Annotated in this window: 18 protein-coding genes; 9 read left to right on the plus strand and 9 right to left on the minus strand. The window is 71.5% G+C overall.

The window, feature by feature from the left end:
- Window positions 1-148: 148 nt before the first annotated feature.
- Complete coding sequence (locus AB0C15_RS24645; protein ID WP_357355589.1) at window positions 149-1,138, plus strand: hypothetical protein; 990 nt, start codon at window positions 149-151, stop codon at window positions 1,136-1,138.
- A complete protein-coding gene (locus AB0C15_RS24650; protein WP_357355591.1) occupies window positions 1,138-2,100 on the plus strand; it encodes a hypothetical protein in 963 nt (320 codons plus the stop codon). Before AB0C15_RS24645 ends, AB0C15_RS24650 begins: the two co-directional genes overlap by 1 nt.
- A 40-nt stretch (window positions 2,101-2,140) precedes the next feature.
- On the opposite strand, the gene AB0C15_RS24655 is transcribed toward AB0C15_RS24650, so the two are convergent.
- The 3 genes from AB0C15_RS24655 to AB0C15_RS24665 are packed head-to-tail and all read right to left on the minus strand — an operon-like array spanning window position 2,141 to window position 4,962.
- The gene (locus AB0C15_RS24655; protein WP_357355593.1) at window positions 2,141-2,992 is read right to left on the minus strand and encodes a menaquinone biosynthesis protein; all 852 of its coding nucleotides are present in this window, start codon (window positions 2,990-2,992) and stop codon (window positions 2,141-2,143) included.
- Window positions 2,944-4,335, minus strand: a complete 1,392-nt coding sequence (locus AB0C15_RS24660; RefSeq protein ID WP_357355595.1) for an MFS transporter — start codon at window positions 4,333-4,335, stop codon at window positions 2,944-2,946. The genes AB0C15_RS24655 and AB0C15_RS24660 overlap by 49 nt, the downstream gene beginning before the upstream one ends.
- 42 nt (window positions 4,336-4,377) lie before the next feature.
- Window positions 4,378-4,962, minus strand: coding sequence for a winged helix-turn-helix domain-containing protein (locus tag AB0C15_RS24665; protein WP_357355597.1), 585 nt, complete (start codon window positions 4,960-4,962; stop codon window positions 4,378-4,380).
- 550 nt (window positions 4,963-5,512) lie between these two features.
- Between AB0C15_RS24665 and AB0C15_RS24670 the strand changes: the two genes are divergently transcribed.
- Together AB0C15_RS24670 and AB0C15_RS24675 are read left to right on the plus strand one after the other, a co-directional pair.
- Window positions 5,513-6,763, plus strand: a complete 1,251-nt coding sequence (locus AB0C15_RS24670) for a DUF222 domain-containing protein (protein WP_357355599.1) — start codon at window positions 5,513-5,515, stop codon at window positions 6,761-6,763.
- 401 nt (window positions 6,764-7,164) lie between these two features.
- Window positions 7,165-9,459, plus strand: a complete 2,295-nt coding sequence (locus AB0C15_RS24675) for an AAA family ATPase (protein WP_357355601.1) — start codon at window positions 7,165-7,167, stop codon at window positions 9,457-9,459.
- On the opposite strand, the gene AB0C15_RS24680 is transcribed toward AB0C15_RS24675, so the two are convergent.
- From AB0C15_RS24680 to AB0C15_RS24695, 4 genes are read right to left on the minus strand one after another with little or no spacing between them, the layout of a single operon-like run.
- Entirely contained in the window at window positions 9,448-10,056 is a 609-nt protein-coding gene (locus AB0C15_RS24680; RefSeq protein WP_357355603.1) for a hypothetical protein, read from the minus strand. The two genes, AB0C15_RS24675 and AB0C15_RS24680, sit on opposite strands and share 12 nt — an antisense overlap.
- A complete protein-coding gene (locus tag AB0C15_RS24685; RefSeq protein ID WP_357355605.1) occupies window positions 10,053-10,400 on the minus strand; it encodes a YbaB/EbfC family nucleoid-associated protein in 348 nt (115 codons plus the stop codon). Before AB0C15_RS24685 ends, AB0C15_RS24680 begins: the two co-directional genes overlap by 4 nt.
- A 9-nt stretch (window positions 10,401-10,409) precedes the next feature.
- Window positions 10,410-11,336, minus strand: a complete 927-nt coding sequence (locus AB0C15_RS24690) for a WXG100 family type VII secretion target (RefSeq protein ID WP_357355607.1) — start codon at window positions 11,334-11,336, stop codon at window positions 10,410-10,412.
- The gene (locus AB0C15_RS24695; protein WP_357355609.1) at window positions 11,333-11,728 is read right to left on the minus strand and encodes a type VII secretion target; all 396 of its coding nucleotides are present in this window, start codon (window positions 11,726-11,728) and stop codon (window positions 11,333-11,335) included. Before AB0C15_RS24695 ends, AB0C15_RS24690 begins: the two co-directional genes overlap by 4 nt.
- Before the next feature lie 133 nt (window positions 11,729-11,861).
- Here AB0C15_RS24695 and AB0C15_RS24700 point away from each other — a divergent pair, with 133 nt between their 5' ends.
- The 5 genes from AB0C15_RS24700 to AB0C15_RS24720 all read left to right on the plus strand — a co-directional run bounded on the left by AB0C15_RS24700 (window position 11,862) and on the right by AB0C15_RS24720 (window position 15,370).
- A complete protein-coding gene (locus tag AB0C15_RS24700) occupies window positions 11,862-12,500 on the plus strand; it encodes a transporter (protein ID WP_357355611.1) in 639 nt (212 codons plus the stop codon).
- Window positions 12,497-12,808, plus strand: coding sequence for a transcriptional regulator (locus AB0C15_RS24705; RefSeq protein ID WP_357355613.1), 312 nt, complete (start codon window positions 12,497-12,499; stop codon window positions 12,806-12,808). Before AB0C15_RS24700 ends, AB0C15_RS24705 begins: the two co-directional genes overlap by 4 nt.
- On the plus strand, window positions 12,805-13,761 hold the full coding sequence (locus AB0C15_RS24710) for an ABC transporter ATP-binding protein (protein ID WP_357355615.1): 957 nt from the start codon (window positions 12,805-12,807) through the stop codon (window positions 13,759-13,761). Before AB0C15_RS24705 ends, AB0C15_RS24710 begins: the two co-directional genes overlap by 4 nt.
- Before the next feature lie 11 nt (window positions 13,762-13,772).
- Window positions 13,773-14,510, plus strand: coding sequence for an ABC transporter permease (locus AB0C15_RS24715; protein WP_357355617.1), 738 nt, complete (start codon window positions 13,773-13,775; stop codon window positions 14,508-14,510).
- A gap of 95 nt (window positions 14,511-14,605) precedes the next feature.
- Window positions 14,606-15,370: a VOC family protein gene (locus AB0C15_RS24720; RefSeq protein ID WP_357355618.1), complete on the plus strand. Its 765-nt coding sequence runs from the start codon at window positions 14,606-14,608 to the stop codon at window positions 15,368-15,370.
- Between the two features lie 16 nt (window positions 15,371-15,386).
- Here the strand turns inward: AB0C15_RS24720 and AB0C15_RS24725 are convergent, their stop codons facing one another.
- Both AB0C15_RS24725 and AB0C15_RS24730 read right to left on the minus strand, forming a co-directional pair.
- Window positions 15,387-16,190, minus strand: coding sequence for an ABC transporter ATP-binding protein (locus AB0C15_RS24725; protein ID WP_357355620.1), 804 nt, complete (start codon window positions 16,188-16,190; stop codon window positions 15,387-15,389).
- Window positions 16,187-17,215, minus strand: a complete 1,029-nt coding sequence (locus tag AB0C15_RS24730) for an iron ABC transporter permease (RefSeq protein ID WP_357355664.1) — start codon at window positions 17,213-17,215, stop codon at window positions 16,187-16,189. Before AB0C15_RS24730 ends, AB0C15_RS24725 begins: the two co-directional genes overlap by 4 nt.
- Between the last annotated feature and the right edge of the window lie 16 nt (window positions 17,216-17,231).

Here is a 17,231-nt window from a genome sequence, read left to right on the forward strand (position 1 = left end):
CGGACGTAGACTTCTGCCGGACAACCGATCGGCTGCCGAAAATCGACATCTCCACCGAGGCCACCTCCCCCGGCCTCGGCGATCGCACCCGATCAGTCCCGACGACAAGCCGGTCCCCCCGGCCCTGACACCTGGAGTTCACCCACTCATGCGATCTCGCGTGACTTTGGTGCTCGCCATCACGGCGGTCGTGCTCGGCGGCGTCCTACTGGTCCCCACCGCGTACGCCCGACTCGCCAGCGACGACAGCGGCGGAGGTGGTGGAGGCGCCACGACCAGCGTCGCCGCGCCGGCACCCACCCCACCACCGCCGCCCACCCTGGCGGCCGGCCCGGTGGCGGTGAGCTTCAAGGGTGAGTTCTTCTCGTGGGCTCTGCTCGACCGGAAGACCGGCAAGATCGCCGGTTCACCGAACATGGCCGCGACCAGCTCCACCGAGTCGATGATCAAGGCGTGGATCGTCTCCGACTACCTGCGGCAGCTCGGCGACAAGGAGCCGTCCAAAGCGCTGAAGGAGCAGGCGCGACTCGCCATCATCGACAGCAACGACGGGGCGGCCAACAAGGTCTACGCCGCCGCGGGCGGCTCCTACAAGCCCTCGTCCAGCAGCACGCCCGACCCGGTCATCCAGCGGGCGATCAAGATCTGCGGGCTGACCGACACCAAACGGGGCAACGTCAAGCCGTACACCGGCTACTGGAGCTTCACCCGGATGTCTCCCCGCGACGCGGCCCGGGTCGGCGACTGCATCGCCGACGGTAAGGCCGCCGGCCCGAAGTGGACCAAGTGGGTGCTGGACCAGATGAGCAAGGTCAGGGGCACCACCGCCGCCAAGGACCAGCGGGCGTCGTCAGGTGGTGGCCGTTGGGGGATCATCGACGGCCTACCCAAGTCGATCACCGCTCAGGGCCCGGTCAGCATGAAGAACGGCTGGACCCCCATCTACGGCGACGGTGACTGGCACGTCAACTGCCTCGCCGTCACCAGCAAGTGGAGCCTCGCCGTGATGCTGCGCTACCCGATCAGGACCGGTCTGGACTACGGCGCGAAGGTCTGCGCCAGTGTGGCCACCCAACTGGTCACCCCGCAGCCGGGCGCCGCGCTCAAGGTGCCGCAGCAGCCGGTCGGGAAGCTCTGATGGCCGGCAACCGTCGGGTCGACCGGCGCAATGGCGGCGACGCCTCCCCGCTTCGGTTGATCGCTGTCGCGGTCATCCTGATCGGGCTGGTCCTGGTGTCGCTGCGACTGCTGCCCGGGTCGCCGTTCGAGTCGTCCGCCGCCGCCAAGTGGGGCGACGCCGGCTCCAGCACGAGCGACCGCCCCACCGGCTCGGGCACCGACCGCAGCGCTCGCCAGCCGTCCGCGCCGTCGCCGAAACCCAGCCCGTCGCTGGAGCCGCTGCCCTTCGTGGCCAGGAACCTCGACCTCGACATCGAGGGCTGGTATTCGTGGAGCGTCCTCGACCGCCGCACCGGCAAGATCATCGGTTCGAAGAACATGGGCGAGACCAGCACGACCGCCTCGATGATCAAGGCTTGGATCGTGGCCGACTACCTGCGTCGCGCCGCCGATGCCGGCCAGACCCCGAGCAACGCGAAGCTCGCCGACGCGACGCGGATCATCCGGGACAGCGACAACACCCGGGCCGAACAGTTCTACAACCTCGTCGACCGGGAAGCCTCGATCAAGCGGCTCATCTCCATGTGCAAGCTGACCGACAGCAGCGTCGCCCCCGACGGCGGCTGGAGCCGGACGGCGCTCTCGCCCCGGGACACCGCCCGGATGGGCAACTGCATCGTCACCGGCACCGCCGCCGGGCCGAAGTGGACCAAGTGGCTGCTGAACGAGATGAAACTGGTTCGCGGTGCCGGCGACTTCGGCATCCGCAAGGCCTTCCCGGCCAGCGAGCAGAAGAAGATCGCCATCAAGAACGGGTGGATCGACCGGACCAGGGAGCAGGAGATGCACATCAACTGCCTGGCCATCGGTGACACCTGGACGATGGGCGTGATGGTCAAGTACCCGATCAACATGGGGTACGACTACGGCATGAAGAACTGCCAGAAGATCACCGAAGCGCTGCTCCGCCCCGGCACCTGAGCCACGCCCCGTGCCAGGGGGTCGACCCGGCGACGCCGGCTCAGCCGGCGAAGAACTCCGGGCCGTCGTCCGGCAGCGCCGGGGCCTCGCCGATGGCGGCGGCCCGTCGGGCCCACTCGCGCAACCCGGCGACCTGCCGGTCGCCGAGGGAGAAGTCGAGGGTCCGGAAGTACGTGGCAAGCGTCGCCGCGTCGAACGTCTCCCAGCGGGCCGCCGACTCGGCGACCTGGTCCAGCTCCGCCAGGCAGAGGTCCCGCGAGCGCAGGAAAGCCTCGTGCACCTCCTTGACCAGGCCCGGGTGGGCGGCGGCGAAGTCGCGGCGGACCGCCCAGACGGCGAAGACCATCGGCAGCCCGGTCCAGTCCCGCCAGGCCTGCCCGAGGTCGGTGACCGTGAGGCCCTTCTGCGGCGCCTCGTAGTACGCCCGCAGCGCCACATCCCCGATCAGCACGGCGGCATCGGCTTCCAGCAGCATCTGGGTCAGATCCGGCGGGCAGCGGAAGTATTCGGGCCGCACGCCGTACTGCTCGGCGAGCAGCAGCTGCGCCGTCATCACCCCGGTCCGCGAGGTCGAGCCCAACGCCACCCGCGCGCCGTCCAACTCGCCGAGGGGCCGGGTGGAGACCATGTTGACCGAGAGCACCGGCCCGTCGCTGCCCACCGCCAGGTCCGGCAGGAGCAGCAACTCGTCGGCGTGCTTCAGGTACTCCAACAGCGTGATCGGGCCGATGTCGAGGTCACCGGCGACAAGCGCCGCGCTCAACCGGTCCGGCGAGTCCTTGTGCAGGTCGACATCGAGCAGGGCTCCGGAGCGCATCAGACCCCAGTAGATCGGCAGGCAGTTCAGGAACTGGATGTGCCCGACCCGCGGGCGTGCGATGCGCTCAGCCATGGCCCGACCGTATCCCCGGCGGCCGGCTCGGGCTCGGCGGGCCGGCCCGGAGTGGCCAAGCCCGCACTTGGCGACCGTCGTACCGCGCGGGTCACGACCGGCACGAAGACCAGCACCACCACGAGCCCGACCACTCCGGCACCGGCGATCAGCGGCCGAGGCGGAACGGCCGCGAGCAACGCCCCGCCGATCAGGAAGCCCGTCATCGAGCCGCCCTGCACCGCCGCGCCGTAGCTGGCGTACGCCCGAGCGCGCATCGCCTCCGGCACCCGCCGGGCGGTGAGCAGATTGGCGAAGACGTTCTCGCCACCGTTCGCCGCACCGCCGACCAGCCAGAGCGGCACCAACACCCCCGCCGCCGGCACCGTCGCCGCCAGCAACACCATCAGGCTGCACACGCCGAGCGTGGCCAGCACTCCACGTACCAACGCCCCGTCGTCGTCGAGCCGCTTGGCGAGTCGCACGGCGAGCCAGCCGCCCGGCAGCATTCCGGCCATCCACGCAGCGCTGACCAGTCCGTACGTGGTCGGTGACCCACCCAACGTCTCCCGAATGAAGAAGACCTCGATCACGTTGATGCCGCCGATCGCCGCGATCACCACGGCCGTGCTCACCACCATGACGAGCATCAGCGGGTCGCGGCGCAGCCGCCAGCCGCCCTCCGTACCCCCGGTGGTCGCCACACCGCCCAGGACGGCCCCGCTGCTTTCGGCGGCCGGGCCGGCGGCGGCCCCGCTGCTCACGACGGCCGGGCCGGCGGCGGGCCGGCGGCCGCCGCGTCGGGTCCGCAGCAGCAGGCCCGCGACCACAAGTGCCAGGTAGGTCGCGGCATCGAGAAGCAGCGGTACGCGGACGCCGAACTGCCCCACCAACAGTCCGGCCAACGCCGGCCCCCCGAGCGCACCGAGCGAGACGGCGGTCTGACTGATCGCGCTCGCTCTTGGCAGGTCGGTTGGACGGACCATCGCCGGCAGCAGCGCCGCCAGGCAGGGTTGCGTCACCGCGAGGCCGCAGGCCAGCAGGGCGACGAGCCCCACCACTGCCACCGGTTGCTCGACGACGGCGAGGAGCGCGCAGACCGCGGCCTGTCCGAGGCCGACAGTCACCAGCAGGGTACGGCTGTCCACCCGGTCGGCGAGTCGCCCCGCGAGTGGGGCGAGCACCACCAGGGGCAGGGTGGCGGCCAACATCAGCCCTGACACGGCCAGCCCACCAGCACCGGCACCCTGTAGGGCCAGCGCCAGGGCGGTCGCCGCGAGGAAGTCACCGCAGATCGTGGTGCCCCGGGCAGCGGCAGCGAGCCAGACGTCCGACCAGCGCGACTCGTCAGTTGTGAAGGACATACTTCGAAAATAATCCTTCACAACTGATTCATGCAACCCCGCCTATGCCAACGGCACCGTCCGGTACTGCACAGCGACGGTGCGCGCCCCCGGCGGTGGATCACCCTCCCGCCGTCGCGGGTGGTACGGCCGGAGCAGCGCCAGCACCGCCTCGTTCAACTCGGCCAACTCCTCCGCGGTGAGCAGCAGGAGCGTGTCGCTGAAGAGGGCCTTGTCGTACCACTCGGCGGGCTCGTCCCCGGCGCGCCGCGACCAGTCCCGAACCCGTTCCATGGCCCGTGCCGCATGCGCCTCCGTCAACGCCTGCTCGGCCGCACGCGCAGCCGGCCCAGCCTCCCGCCCCGCATCGAACATCCAACTCGCGCTCGGCACCCGCCACACCCGCTCCCGAGCATCCCCACGGCTCGGCGCCTGTTCGATGAGGCCGAACTTCGCCAGCGCCCGGAGGTGATAACTGGTCGCGCTCGGCGACAGCCCGACGATCTCCGCGCACTCAGTGGCGGTTCCACCGCCGTCGCGGCTGTTCAGGTACTCCACGATCGCGATCCGGGCCGGATGAGCCAAAGCCCTCATCACCTGCGGGTCACTGATCATCATGCGGTGCGAGTCGGAGCGCGCCTCGGTCATGGACCCCATGATCCCGGCAGGCCCCCCAACCTGCCATCACCCCCGCGTCCAGCGCGGATCGTCTCGACTCGGCTCGGTTCGGCTCGGTTCGGCTCGTCTCCTCTCGGCTTGTCCTGGCTCGTCCTGGCTCGTCTTGGCTCGTCTTGGCGACCGCATCCCGGCTCCGGCAGTGAACAGGCGGATCTGGCGGTGGTCACGGCTCGGGGCGCGGACGCCAACACGGCGGGCGCGGGGTCGTCGGGCAATGCGGCGCGGCGGCGACGCGCGGGGCGAGGCGGGGGGGCGACGTGGGGTGGGGTGGGGCCGGGCGGAATCAGGCGGCGGCGGGGCGTGGGCGGCCAGGCTGCGGGACGGCATGACGTGGCATGGGAGCGACACGGCAGCAGCACACCCATTGCTGGAAGCAGCAGGCGGCTGGGCTACGGGGCTACCGGGTTACGCCACTACCCGATTGCCGGCTGCTGACCTCCTGATAATGATCGGGAATTCGGTTCTCGCCATTGATCATCATGGACCCCAAAGTGTCGTACGTCAGTTCTATTCTGAGTTCATGTTGGAGGCGTTGGAGCAGGTGAGTGGCGCAGTTGACGACTGCGCCGAGGCCGCGCTCTGGGGCTTCTCCGATGACGAGTTGCTCGCCTGTCTCGACGCGACCCAGGTGGTGGCGCAGCGGTTGGCCGCCATTCAGCTCGGCCTGGTTCGTGAGTTGGACGGCCGCGGGGTGGCGGTCATCCAGGGAGCTTCCTCGACCGCCGTCTGGCTGCGGGACAGGCTCCGGCTCTCCGGTCGTAGTGCACGACAACTGGTGCAGCTCGCCGCCACCATCGACGCCGCCCCACCCACGGTGCGTGACGCGCTGCTCAGCGGTGCCGTCACCGTCGAGCAGGGCCGGGTGATAGCCGAGACGATCGCCGCCCTCCCGCTGGAAGCCGGTGCCGAAGTGGCGGACAAGGCCACCCACCTGCTGATTGCCTGGGCCGACCGATTCGATCCGACGAGTCTGAGCCGCCTTGGCGAGCGTGTCCTCACGCACGTCGCCCCGGATCTGGCCGACGAAGCTGAGTTGAAGGCCCTGGAGCGGGCCGCCGAGCGGGCCGAGGCCCGCCGGCATGTCACGCTCTCCGAGCAGCGAGACGGGCAGGTACGCCTCAGCGGCAGCCTCGACACCGAGACCGCGAGCCTGCTACGCGAGGCAATGGATCCGCTCTGCGCGCCAGCCGGCGAACATGATGACCGCAGTCCTGGTCAGCGCCGGGCCGACGCGTTGGCCGAGGTCTGCCGACTGGTGCTACGCACCGGTCAGCTGCCCGACAATGGCGGCGACCGTCCTCAACTGGTGGTGACGGTGTCGCTGGGCGACCTGGTCAACGGCGTACGCGCCGGAACGCTGGAGACCGGGACGCGCCTCACGCCCGGTGCGGTCCGCCGCCTGGCCTGCGACGCGGGTGTGCTGCCGGCGGTGCTGGGCGGTAACAGTCAGGTCCTGGACGTCGGTCGCCAGCGGAGGCTCTTCACCGGCCCGTTGCGGCGCGCCCTGGTCCTTCGGGACGGCGGTTGCGCCTTCCCTGGTTGTGATCGGCCGCCGAGGTGGTGCGACGGTCACCACGTTCGGCACTGGGCTGACGGTGGGGCGACGCAGCTGGGCAACGCGGTGCTGCTCTGCGGCTACCACCACCGCTTCATCCACCGTGGCGACTGGGCGGTCCGCATCGCCGCGGACGGTCGACCCGACTTCCTCCCACCCAGCTGGCTCGACCCGCTGCGCACCCCACGTCGCAACCTCTACCACCGCCGCTGTTGATACGGCCGGACACGCCACGCCACCCGAGGTCGCGCAGCGGCCGCGACCAGGCGCACGAGAAACCTCCTCGCCCACCTCCGCGGGCCGCGCTGCGGTGATCCACTCGGCTTCACGGTAACCGGGCCGTCGCTACGACCAGGACACCGCGACTTCACGGAATCCGAGTCTCGGTGCCGCAGCACCTGGCAACGCACTTTCGGCTTCCGAACGGGTGACACGCCGTCTCGGTCGGGTGACCGCGTCGGTAATTCGCTGGATGTGGTGGGTTCAGCGGCGTAGGGTTGCAGCCCGCTTGACGGCCGAGGTGAGCTGCACCGGAACGGACGTCTTCGCGCCGGGCGGCCGGCCATCCGCCCCCGGACACGCGAGCGCGCAGCAGATGTGAACGATGGGACGTCAGCATGCCCGCACTTGACCTCCACACCCAACTCGACAGCGACCTCGACGGGGACCTGGCCGCCGAACGGGCACACCTCACCACCTCGCGGGCGGCGCTGCGTCGCATGCGGGAGCGGGCCGAGTCGCTCTTCGCCAATGGTGATCAGGTGGCCGGCGACGCGTACGCGGCCGAGACGCTCGGCCGCACCCTGGCCCGCCGGGTTGCCGAGTTGGCCGATGACCCGACCACGCCCCTCTTCTTCGGCCGCCTCGACTTCGCCGGGGCCGCCAGCAGCACCACCACCGACAGCAGCACCGCCACCGACAGCAGCACCGCCACCGCCAGCGGCATCGCCGACAGCGGCACCGACAGCGAGGCCAGCGCTGGCAGGGCCGGCGACAACCGAACCGCCGACAGCGCGGCCAGGACCACCGGTAGCACAGGGGCCGCCGACAGCAGGGCCACAACCAGCACCCCACGCAGCAGGGGTACGAACGACCTGGCCGCACCCGACACCAACAGTGATCATCGCGGGCGGCGGTACCACGTGGGGCGGCGGCATGTCACCGACGAGCGTGGTGAGCCGTTGGTGCTGGACTGGCGGGCACCGGTCTCGCGCTCGTTCTACCGGGCCAGCGTGCGGGATCCGCAGGGGGTGGCGGTCCGGCGGCGGTTCGGGTTCAGCAGTGGCGTGCTGACCAGCTTCGAGGATGAGCGGCTGGACCGGGGGGAGGAGCTGGGTACGACAAGCCGGATCCTCACCGCCGAGATCGAGCGGCCGCGCGTCGGGCCGATGCGGGACATCGTCGCCACGATTCAGCCGGAGCAGGACGAGCTGGTCCGGGCCGACCTCGCCGACTCGATCTGCGTGCAGGGCGCGCCGGGCACCGGGAAGACGGCGGTGGGTCTCCACCGGGCCGCGTACCTGCTCTATCTGCACCGGGAGCGGTTGCGGCGGGCGGGTGTGCTGATCGTCGGGCCGAACCGGGCGTTCCTGTCGTACATCGCGGCTGTGCTTCCGGCGCTCGGTGAGGTCGAGGTCGAGCAGGCCACGGTGGAGGAGTTGATCTCCCGGGTGCCGGTCCGGGCGGTCGAGGCACCGGCGGTGGCCGCGCTCAAACACGATGTACGGATGGCGAGCGTGCTGCGGCGCGCGGTGCGGGCACGGATCAGTGCGCCGACCGACTCGATCACCGTGTCGGACGGTTCGTTCCGCTGGCGGATCGGCGTGGAGCCGTTGCACCGGATCGTCGAGGAGACCCGCCGGGAAGGGCTGCCGTACGGCACGGGCCGGGAACGCGTCCAGGCTCGGGTGGTCAGCCTGCTGCAACGGCAGGCCGAGGCGCGGCGTGCGGAGTCGCCGAGCGATGCCTGGCTGCGTCGGATGAGCCGCTGCCGTCCGGTGCTCGACTTCCTGGACGCGGTCTGGCCGGCGCTCACCCCGGAAGGGCTGGTGCACAGCCTGTTCTCCGACCCGGTCCGGCTCGCCGCCGTGGCGGACGGGCTGCTCAGCGACGTCGAGCAGGCGCAGCTCACCTGGGCCAAGCCACCCCGCACGCCGAAGGCGACCCGCTGGACCGCCGCCGACGCGGTGCTCGTCGACGAGGCGACCGGGCTGCTGGAAAGGCTCCCCGGGTTCGGGCACGTGGTGGTGGACGAGGCGCAGGACCTCTCCCCGATGCAGTGTCGGGCCATCGCTCGGCGCAGCGAGGACGGCTCGGTCACGCTCCTGGGTGACCTCGCCCAGGGCACCGCGCCGTGGGCGGCGACGGACTGGCGGGAGTCCCTTGCCCACCTGGGCAAGCCGGACGCGGTGGTGGTGCCGTTGACCGTCGGATTCCGGGTACCGGCCGCTGTTGTCGCATTCGCGAACCTGCTGCTGCCGGCGCTCGCGGTGGACGTACCCCCGGCCGAGTCGCTGCGGCACGACGGCGGCCTGGACGTGCGTACCGTGACCGACCTGACCTCGGCGACGGTGGCCGAGGTGCGCGCGGCGCTCGCGCACGACGGTTCCGTCGGTGTGATCGCCGCGGACGACGCGGTCGACGGCCTGCGCGCGGCCCTGGCCGAGGCGGGTGTGGAGACCGCGACCGCCGACGACGTGGCGGCCGCGGAGCGGGTCACCGTGGTGCCGGCGACCCTGGTCAAGGGCCTTGAGTACGACCACGTGGTGGTGGTCGAGCCGGCCGCGATCGTCGCGGCCGAGCCGCGCGGGCTGCACCGGTTGTACGTGGTGCTCACGCGGGCGGTGTCCCGCTTGGCGGTGCTGCACGTCGCGCCGCTGCCCGCCCCGCTCGTCGGTGGGTCAGCCGGCTGACAGGGCCGCCGCGATCTCCCGCAACGGGCGGCCGGAGTCGGCGAGCGGCACGTGGAACGACAGCCACGACCCGTCGGCGAAGTCGAGCCGCAGCCGCTTCCAGTTCAACCGGTACCTGCCGAACCGGGCGGTGACGGCCGTGCGCGGCACCGACCCGAGCAGTTCGATGTCGGCCTGCGCCCGTTCGTCGGCCGCCGAGTTGGAGAGCAGGCCGACGGGTGCTGTCGCGCCGAGCAGCAACCGCTGGTCGGTGACGCCAAGCACGAGGTTGCGGATGCCGGAGCCCTTCGCCGCCACGGTCAGGGCCTGGTGCAGCACGGACGCCTGGGAGCCTGGTTCGCCTCGGCCTCCGACACCGAAGAAGAGCCAGTCGACGGCATTGTCCGCCCGACCAAAGGTGATGTTCGGTGACAGCACGTTGAGCAGGACACCCAGAAAGCCCGGCCCACCCGTGGCGGGCGGCGCCGACGGCTGCGGGGGCGGCGCCGGGGTCAGCCCTCCGCCCGCTCGGACCTGGGCCACCGCGCGCACCCGCTCCTCGACCGGCAGCAGTCGGGTGATCCCCTCGACGTACCGGGACCGGGTGTCGTCGGTCATCGGTGCTCCTCGTGATCGCCGGGTCGGCCAGAGGCGGCACCTGGCTCGCCGATGACCTCACCGACCAACTCGCGGACCTGGGCCGCGGCTGCCTCCTGGGCCCGGTTGGCTGCCGCGGTGAACTCTTCCGCCAGGGTGTAGGAGTCGAGTCGCATCGCCCGCGCGTTCAACTCGGTGGCAACGATCTTGCCGTCGGCGGCGGCGGTGACCCGGACCAGGCCGGAGTCGCTAACGCCCTCGGCGCTGCTCTGCTCCAACTCCGCCATCCGGTCGGCGAGTTGCCGCTGCCACCCGTCCAGGTTGCGGGCCAGCGCCTCGATCCGGTCCAGGGCGGGGAAGGTCATGGCTGCCTCTCAGTTCACGATGGAGTCGAAGATATTCTGCACACCCACGGTGTATGGGCCCAGGTCCTCGCGGTACGTGCCGTCCACCAGATAGTTGCGGTCCTTCTGCCCGTCGGAGATGTCGTGCAGGCCCACGCCGGTGTCCAGTAGCGCGCCACCGAAACCGGGGATGTTGACCGGCGAGACCTGGTTGATGGCGAACCGGCCAGGGAAGAGGGTCTTGAACTTCTCGACCTGGAAGGCACGCCCCTCGGCCGTCCAGCCACCCTTGCTGAGCACCTTGTACTGCTTCTTGCGCTTCTTGAGCTCCATGACGGTGTCCGCGTACTTGCGGAGCTGCCCGGCGACCTTGCCCAGTCGGGCGGCGAGGCGGGTGAGCACCTCGGCGAACCGGGCGACGATCTTGACCATCCGCCCCACGGTGGTGGCCAGCCGGGCCAGCACCCGAACCACGGTGGCGGCCAGCGAGACGCCGGCGCTCAACGCCGCCGCCACCGCCGCGATGATCACCTCGGTGAGGAACCAGAGCAGGAACTCGAGGATCAGCTCGACCAGCAGGTTGAAAGCGTCCACCGCCGCGTTCGCCGCCTCGACGAGCACCTCCTTGGTGCCGTCCAGCCCCTGCGCCAGCTCCTCGATCGCCGCCTCCACCGACTCCATCGAGGCGTGGAAGCTCTCGGCGGCGTCGCCCGTCCAGGCGCCGCGCAACCGGGCCCGGTCCGCGATCTGGTCACCGGCGATCTCCCGAACCGCCGCGCCAGTGTCCAGACAGAGCTGAGCGGCCCGCATCAGGTCGTCCGGCTCGCCGGCGACCAGCTCGAGCAGTTGCTCGAACGGCCAGAGCACCGCGTTGGACAGCGGCTTGAAGGGGTCGGGCGTGCCCGAGACGATCTGCTCGAAGTAGGTCTTGTTGCGCTGCAACGCCTCGGTGCTCACGCGGGCACCGACCCGCTCGACGCGCCGGGGCCACCCGACCAGGGGCCGGGTGCGATCACGTCGGGAGCTGGCGGTCGGCCCGGCACGAACAGGTCGGTGTTGGCCACGTCGGTGCCGGTGTAGGCGCCCGCGGTGTCGGTCAGCCCCTCCGCGATGTCCGCCATCATCTCGGCACCGTCGGCGAGACCTTGAAGGCATGCCTCGAACTGCTCTTCGTACGCCGCCGCGAGGTTGAACGACGCCGGCATCACCCCGAAGGCGTGCCGCGGCACGTGCCCGTCGCCGAAGGCGCGGTGCAGCTCGCGGAAGCGGGCCGCCCGATCCGTCGACCCTGCGGCGAACGCCAGCAGGGCCTCCGGTTGGACCTCCAGCTCGTTGTTCGGGCTCGACACGGACCCTCCCCAGTGGCCTGTGCGGCGGATCAGTCGCCGCGACTCCCACCATAGGCACTGCTCGCCGCGATCGGGGGTCCGGCGGGTGATGACGGGGCATCAGCTCTCAACTTTGTGCCGTAAAGTAGTTTGCGTGGACCCCGACGATGATCCTCCGCCCACCGACGCGGCGGCGGCACTCCAGCTGATCCAGGATCAGCGGTCGGCGACGGCACGCCGACTCGACCCCGATGCCCGCCTGCTCTACTGGCCCTGGGGCGTCGCCTGGCTGGTCGGCTTCGGGCTGTTCTTCCTCCGGTTCACCCCCGGCGACCGGGCGCTTGTCGACCTGCCGAGCTGGCTGCCGCTGACCGTCCTCTTCGTACTGCTGGTGGCCGCCGCCGTGGTGCAGGCGACGGCCCGGGAGCGGGCCTACGACCAGGTGACGGGTGACTCCGCCAAGCGTGGCCGCTGGTACGGGTACGCCTGGGGCCTGGGTTCGCTTAGCGTCTACGCGGGGCTCGGCCGCATCAGCGGGCACCTGCCCGACGACCTGGAGTCACTGCTCTGGTCGACCACCTCGGTCGGCCTGATCGGCGCGCTGCAGATGGCCGGCGGGGCGATCTGGCTGAACCGGGACCTGTTCCGCCTGGGCGTGTGGATCAGCGTGATCAACGTGGTCGGCGCAATCGCCGGGCCGGGTTGGCACGCGCTGGTCATGGCGGTGGCCGGCAGCGGCGGAATCCTGGTGGCCGGCGCGCTCGCCCGGCGGCGGCAGCGGCAGCAACAGTGACCGAACTCGACCCGGTCATCCACGCGCAGGCCCGACTGCGGGTGGTCGCCAGTCTCTCCGCCCTCGGCGACGGCGACCGGATCGCATTCCCCCGCCTACAGGAGCTGCTCGCGATGACGGCCGGCAACCTCTCGGTGCACCTGCGCAAACTCGAGGACGCCGGCTACGTGGAGATCAGCAAGACCCATCGTGGACGCACCCCGGCGACCCTGGTCCGGCTCAGCCGGCGCGGCCGGCTCGCGTTCGAGGAGTACACCGAAGCCATTCGCGCCCTGCTCGACCCCACCTCGTCGAAGGAGCAGCCATGACCCTCGCCCGCGCCGACCAGGCCAGCCGCCGGTACGGCAACGTCCTCGCCCTCGACCGTGTCGACCTGGAAGTCCAAGCCGGTGAGCTGGTCGGCCTGCTCGGGCCGAACGGCGCCGGCAAGAGCACCCTGATGAATCTTCTGATGGGTCTGCGCCGCCCCAGCTCGGGGCGGGTGGAGCTGTTCGGCGGCGACCCTCGCGACCCGGCCAGCCGACGGCAGATCGGGGTCACCCCGCAGGAGACCGGCCTCCCCGGCACACTGCGCGTCGGCGAGGTCGTCGACTTCGTCGCCGCGCACTACAGCGACCCGGTGCCCCGGGCCGAACTGCTCGACCGCTTCGGCCTCGACGACCTGGCCCGACGGCAGACCGGTGGGCTCTCCGGAGGGCAGCGCCGCCGGTTGGCGGTGGCGTTGGCATTCGTCGGTCGACCCCGGTTGGTGCTGCTCGACGAGCCCACCACGGGTCTGGACGTGGCCGCCCGGCACACCCTGTGGGACGCGATCCGGACCTTTCACGAGGACGGAGGCACCGTGCTGCTGAGCAGCCACTACCTGGAGGAGGTGGAGGCGCTCGCCCACCGGGTGGTGGTCATCGGGCAGGGTCGGGTGCTCGCCGACGACACGGTGGACGCGGTACGCGGCATCGTGGGCGTACGCCGGGTCAGCCTGGTCGCCGATCACCTGCCCGACCTGCCCGGGGTGGTCCGCACCGAACGGATCGACGGTCGACTGCACCTGCTCACCACCGACGCCGACGAACTGGTCCGAGCGCTCGTCACGACCCGGACGCCGTTCACCGACCTGGAGGTACGGCCGACCTCGCTGGAGGAGGCGTTCCTCGCCATCACCGGCGGAGACGCGTCCAGCGGCGACGCCGCAAGCGGGGCCGTGCCCGCCAGCGCCGGCCTACCCACCACCGCCGCTGCCGGCGGCCAGCCCACCACCGTCTGAGGAGGCCGACCGTGCAGCTCGCCCTGGTCCACGCCCGCTACCAACTGCTGGAGATCATCCGGATTCCGGTGGCCGTCTTCGGCAGCGCCTTCTTCCCGGCCGCCGCCATGATCTTCTTCGTGGTGCCGTTCGCCGGTGACGATCCGGTCGCTGCCACCTACGCCACCGCGTCGATGGTCACCTTCTCGGTGATGAGCGCCAACATCTTCCAGTACGGCGTCGGTGTCGCCGAGGACCGCGACCAGCCCTGGAACCCGTACACCCGAACTCTGCCGGCCGGGCCGGCGCCACGGTTCGCCGGCCGGGTGCTTGCCGGCCTGGCACTCACCTACCTCTCGCTGATCCCGGTCGTGGTGATCGGCGCGACGCTGACCGCGGCCCGGATCACCCCGGCGGCGTTCCTGCTGGCCCTCGGCACGGTGGCCGTCATCTCGGTGCCGTTCACGCTGATGGGGCTCGCCATCGGCTACTCGCTGCCGAGCAAGGCGGCGATCGTCGTCGCGCAGGTGGTCTTCCTGCCGCTGGCGTTCGGCGGCGGCCTGCTCTCCGCGCCGGGCGACGCGCCCGGGTTCATCGAGACGATCGCGCCGTACCTGCCCACCCGGGGTGCTGCCGAACTGATGTGGGCGGCGGTGGCCGACTACGCCGTGCAGCCGCTGGCACTGATCATGCTCGGTGTCTGGGTGGTGCTGCTCGCCGCGCTCGCCGGCTGGGCGTACCGGCGGGACGAGGGTCGCCGGTTCAGCTGACGATTCGTCCGTTTCCGCCCCGGGCTGCGGCGGGACGGTGCCAGGATTCCGGCAAGGGGGCCACCGTGGCCGCCCGGGCCGAGAGGGGTCTTGACGTGAGCACCGTCCCGCCGGGTACGCCCTGCTGGGCCGACCTGGCCACCCCGGACCTGACCGACGCGCGGCGTTTCTACCCGGAGCTGTTCGGTTGGACCGGCCAGGTCACCCCGGAACCCGAGGCGGGCGGTTACACGGTCTTCCTGCTCGACGGCAAGCCGGTGGCCGGCGCCGGCCCGCCCGCGATCCCGGACCAGATCCCGATCTGGTCGACGTACCTCGCCACCGACGACGCCGAACTGGTCGCCGGCCGCGTCGAACGGGCCGGCGGGCAGGTCGTCGTACCACCGTTCGAGGTCTTCGACCGGGGCTGGATGGCGGTCTTCGCCGACCCGGCCGGCGCCACGTTCAGCGTCTGGCAGCCGCTGGCCATGGCCGGCGCCGAGGTGTTCAACGTGCCGGGCGCGATGAGCTGGAACGAGCTGGTCACCCCCGACCCCGAGGGCGCGAAGGTCTTCTACGAGCTGGTGTTCGGCTGGCAGCCCGACGACCAGGCGGTGGGTGCGATGACGTACACCGGGTGGCGGCTCGGGACGCAGATCGTCGCCGGGATGATGCCACCGCTGGCCGACGACTTCCCGGCCGACCTCCCCGCGTACTGGACGGTGTACTTCGCGGTCGCCGACGCGGACGCCGCCGCAGCCCGCGCCTCCGAGCTGGGCGGAACGATCCTGGTCCCGCCCCGCGACATCCCGGCCGGCCGCTTCGCCGCTCTCCGCGACCCCCAGGGCGCCCTCTTCTCCGTCATCGACCTGGGCCCCTGACCCAGCGTCCGCGTGCTCAGGGTCGGGTGGGGCGGACGGGAACCACCAGGGGGCCGTGGGCTCCGGGGACCACCCGGACGCTGGCCCGGTAGTGGGTGGCGAGCAGTTGCTCGGTCAGCACCTCGGACGGAGTTCCGGCGGCCACCACCTGGCCGCCGGCGAGCATCACCATCCGGTCGGCGTACTCGCCGGCCAGCGAGAGGTCGTGCATCGTGGCCAGGACGGTCAGGCCGTGCTCGCGGCGCAACTGGTCGACGAGTTCGAGCACGTCCTGCTGGTGGCCGATGTCGAGCGCGCTCGTCGGTTCGTCGAGCAGCAGCAGCGTCGCGCCCTGGGCGAGCGCGCGGGCGAGGAAAACCCGCTGCCGTTCACCTCCGGAGAGGGTGGCCAGCTCGCGACGGTGGAAGCCGGTGAGGTCCAACCGCCCCAGCACCTCGTGCACGGCGTCGACGTCTGCGGTCGACTCCCGGCCCAGGGCCGGGATGTACGGGGTGCGGCCGAGCAGCACGTAGTCCAGCACCGACATACCGGGTGGCACCACCGGGGACTGCGCCACCGTGGCCACCACCCGGGCGCGGTCCCGACGGCGGAGTGCCGCGCTCGGCGTACCGAAGAGGGTGATCGCCCCCGGCGCGGGCAGCAGGCCGCCGACGGCGCGCAACAGGGTCGACTTGCCGGCGCCGTTCGGGCCGATCACGGTGACCCACTCGCCGACGGCGACGCTGAGGTCGACGCCGGCCAGGACAGGTGTGCCACCGAGGTCGACCTGCAACCCGCGCACCTCGACAGCCGGGACACCGACGGCGGGTTCGCGGCTCACGTGAGGGCTCGCCGAGCGGTGCGCAGCACGAGGACGAAGAACGGGCCACCCAGTAGGGCGGTCACCACGCCGATCGGCAGCTCGGACGGAGCGGCCACGGTGCGGGCCACCACATCGGTCAGCGCCAGGAACGCGCCGCCGAACAGCAGTGACATCGGCAGGATCACCCGGTAGCTGGATCCGGCGAGCAGCCGGACGGTGTGCGGCACGATGATGCCGACGAAGCCGATCAGACCGGTCGCGGAGACCGCCGCGGCGGTACCCAGGGAGGCGGCGGCGATCAACAGGTAGCGGGTGCGCTGCGGGTGCAGGCCCAGACTCCTCGCCTCGTCGTCGCCGACCGCGAGGACGTCCAGTTCGCGGCGGTGCAGGAGCACCACCACGGTGGTGAGCGCGGCGTACGGCAGCACCAGCAGCACGTCGTGCCAGCCGGCGGTAGCCAGCCGGCCGAGCAGCCAGGAGTACACCGGCTGGATGCTGTCGGCGTCGCGTTGCAGGAGGTACGTCTGCCCGGCGGAGAGGAACGCGGAGACCGCCACCCCGGCCAGGATCAGCATGGCAGGTGAACCGCGTCGCCCGCCGGCCGCGCCGAGCACGTAGGTCATCGTCACGGCGAGCAGCGATCCGGCGAACGCGGCAAGCGGAATGGTCATCGGTAGCCCGGACAGGGTGCCCTGCCGTCCGCCCCCGCCGAGGGCGATCGCCGCGGTGACCGCGAGGCCGGCACCGGCGGCCACCCCGAGCAGGTACGGGTCGGCCAGCGGGTTACGGAACACGCCCTGGTAGCAACCGCCGGCGAGGGCGAGCAGACCGCCGACGAGCAGGCCCAGCACGACGCGGGGCAGGCGCAGCTCGGTGACGATCGCGATCTCACGCTCGGTCAGTCCACTGTCGAGGTGCACCCCGGGAAGCAGGTTGAGCAGCTCGGCGGCGACGCTGCCCGGGGGCAGGCTCACCGGGCCGAGCGACACCCCGGCGACGAGCGCGACGAGTACCGCGAACAGCCCCGCGACCAGCCACCACATGCGCAGCCCGGCGGGC

It is taken from the genome of Micromonospora sp. NPDC048835, from assembly GCF_040649995.1.
In the GTDB taxonomy this organism is placed as follows: domain Bacteria; phylum Actinomycetota; class Actinomycetes; order Mycobacteriales; family Micromonosporaceae; genus Micromonospora.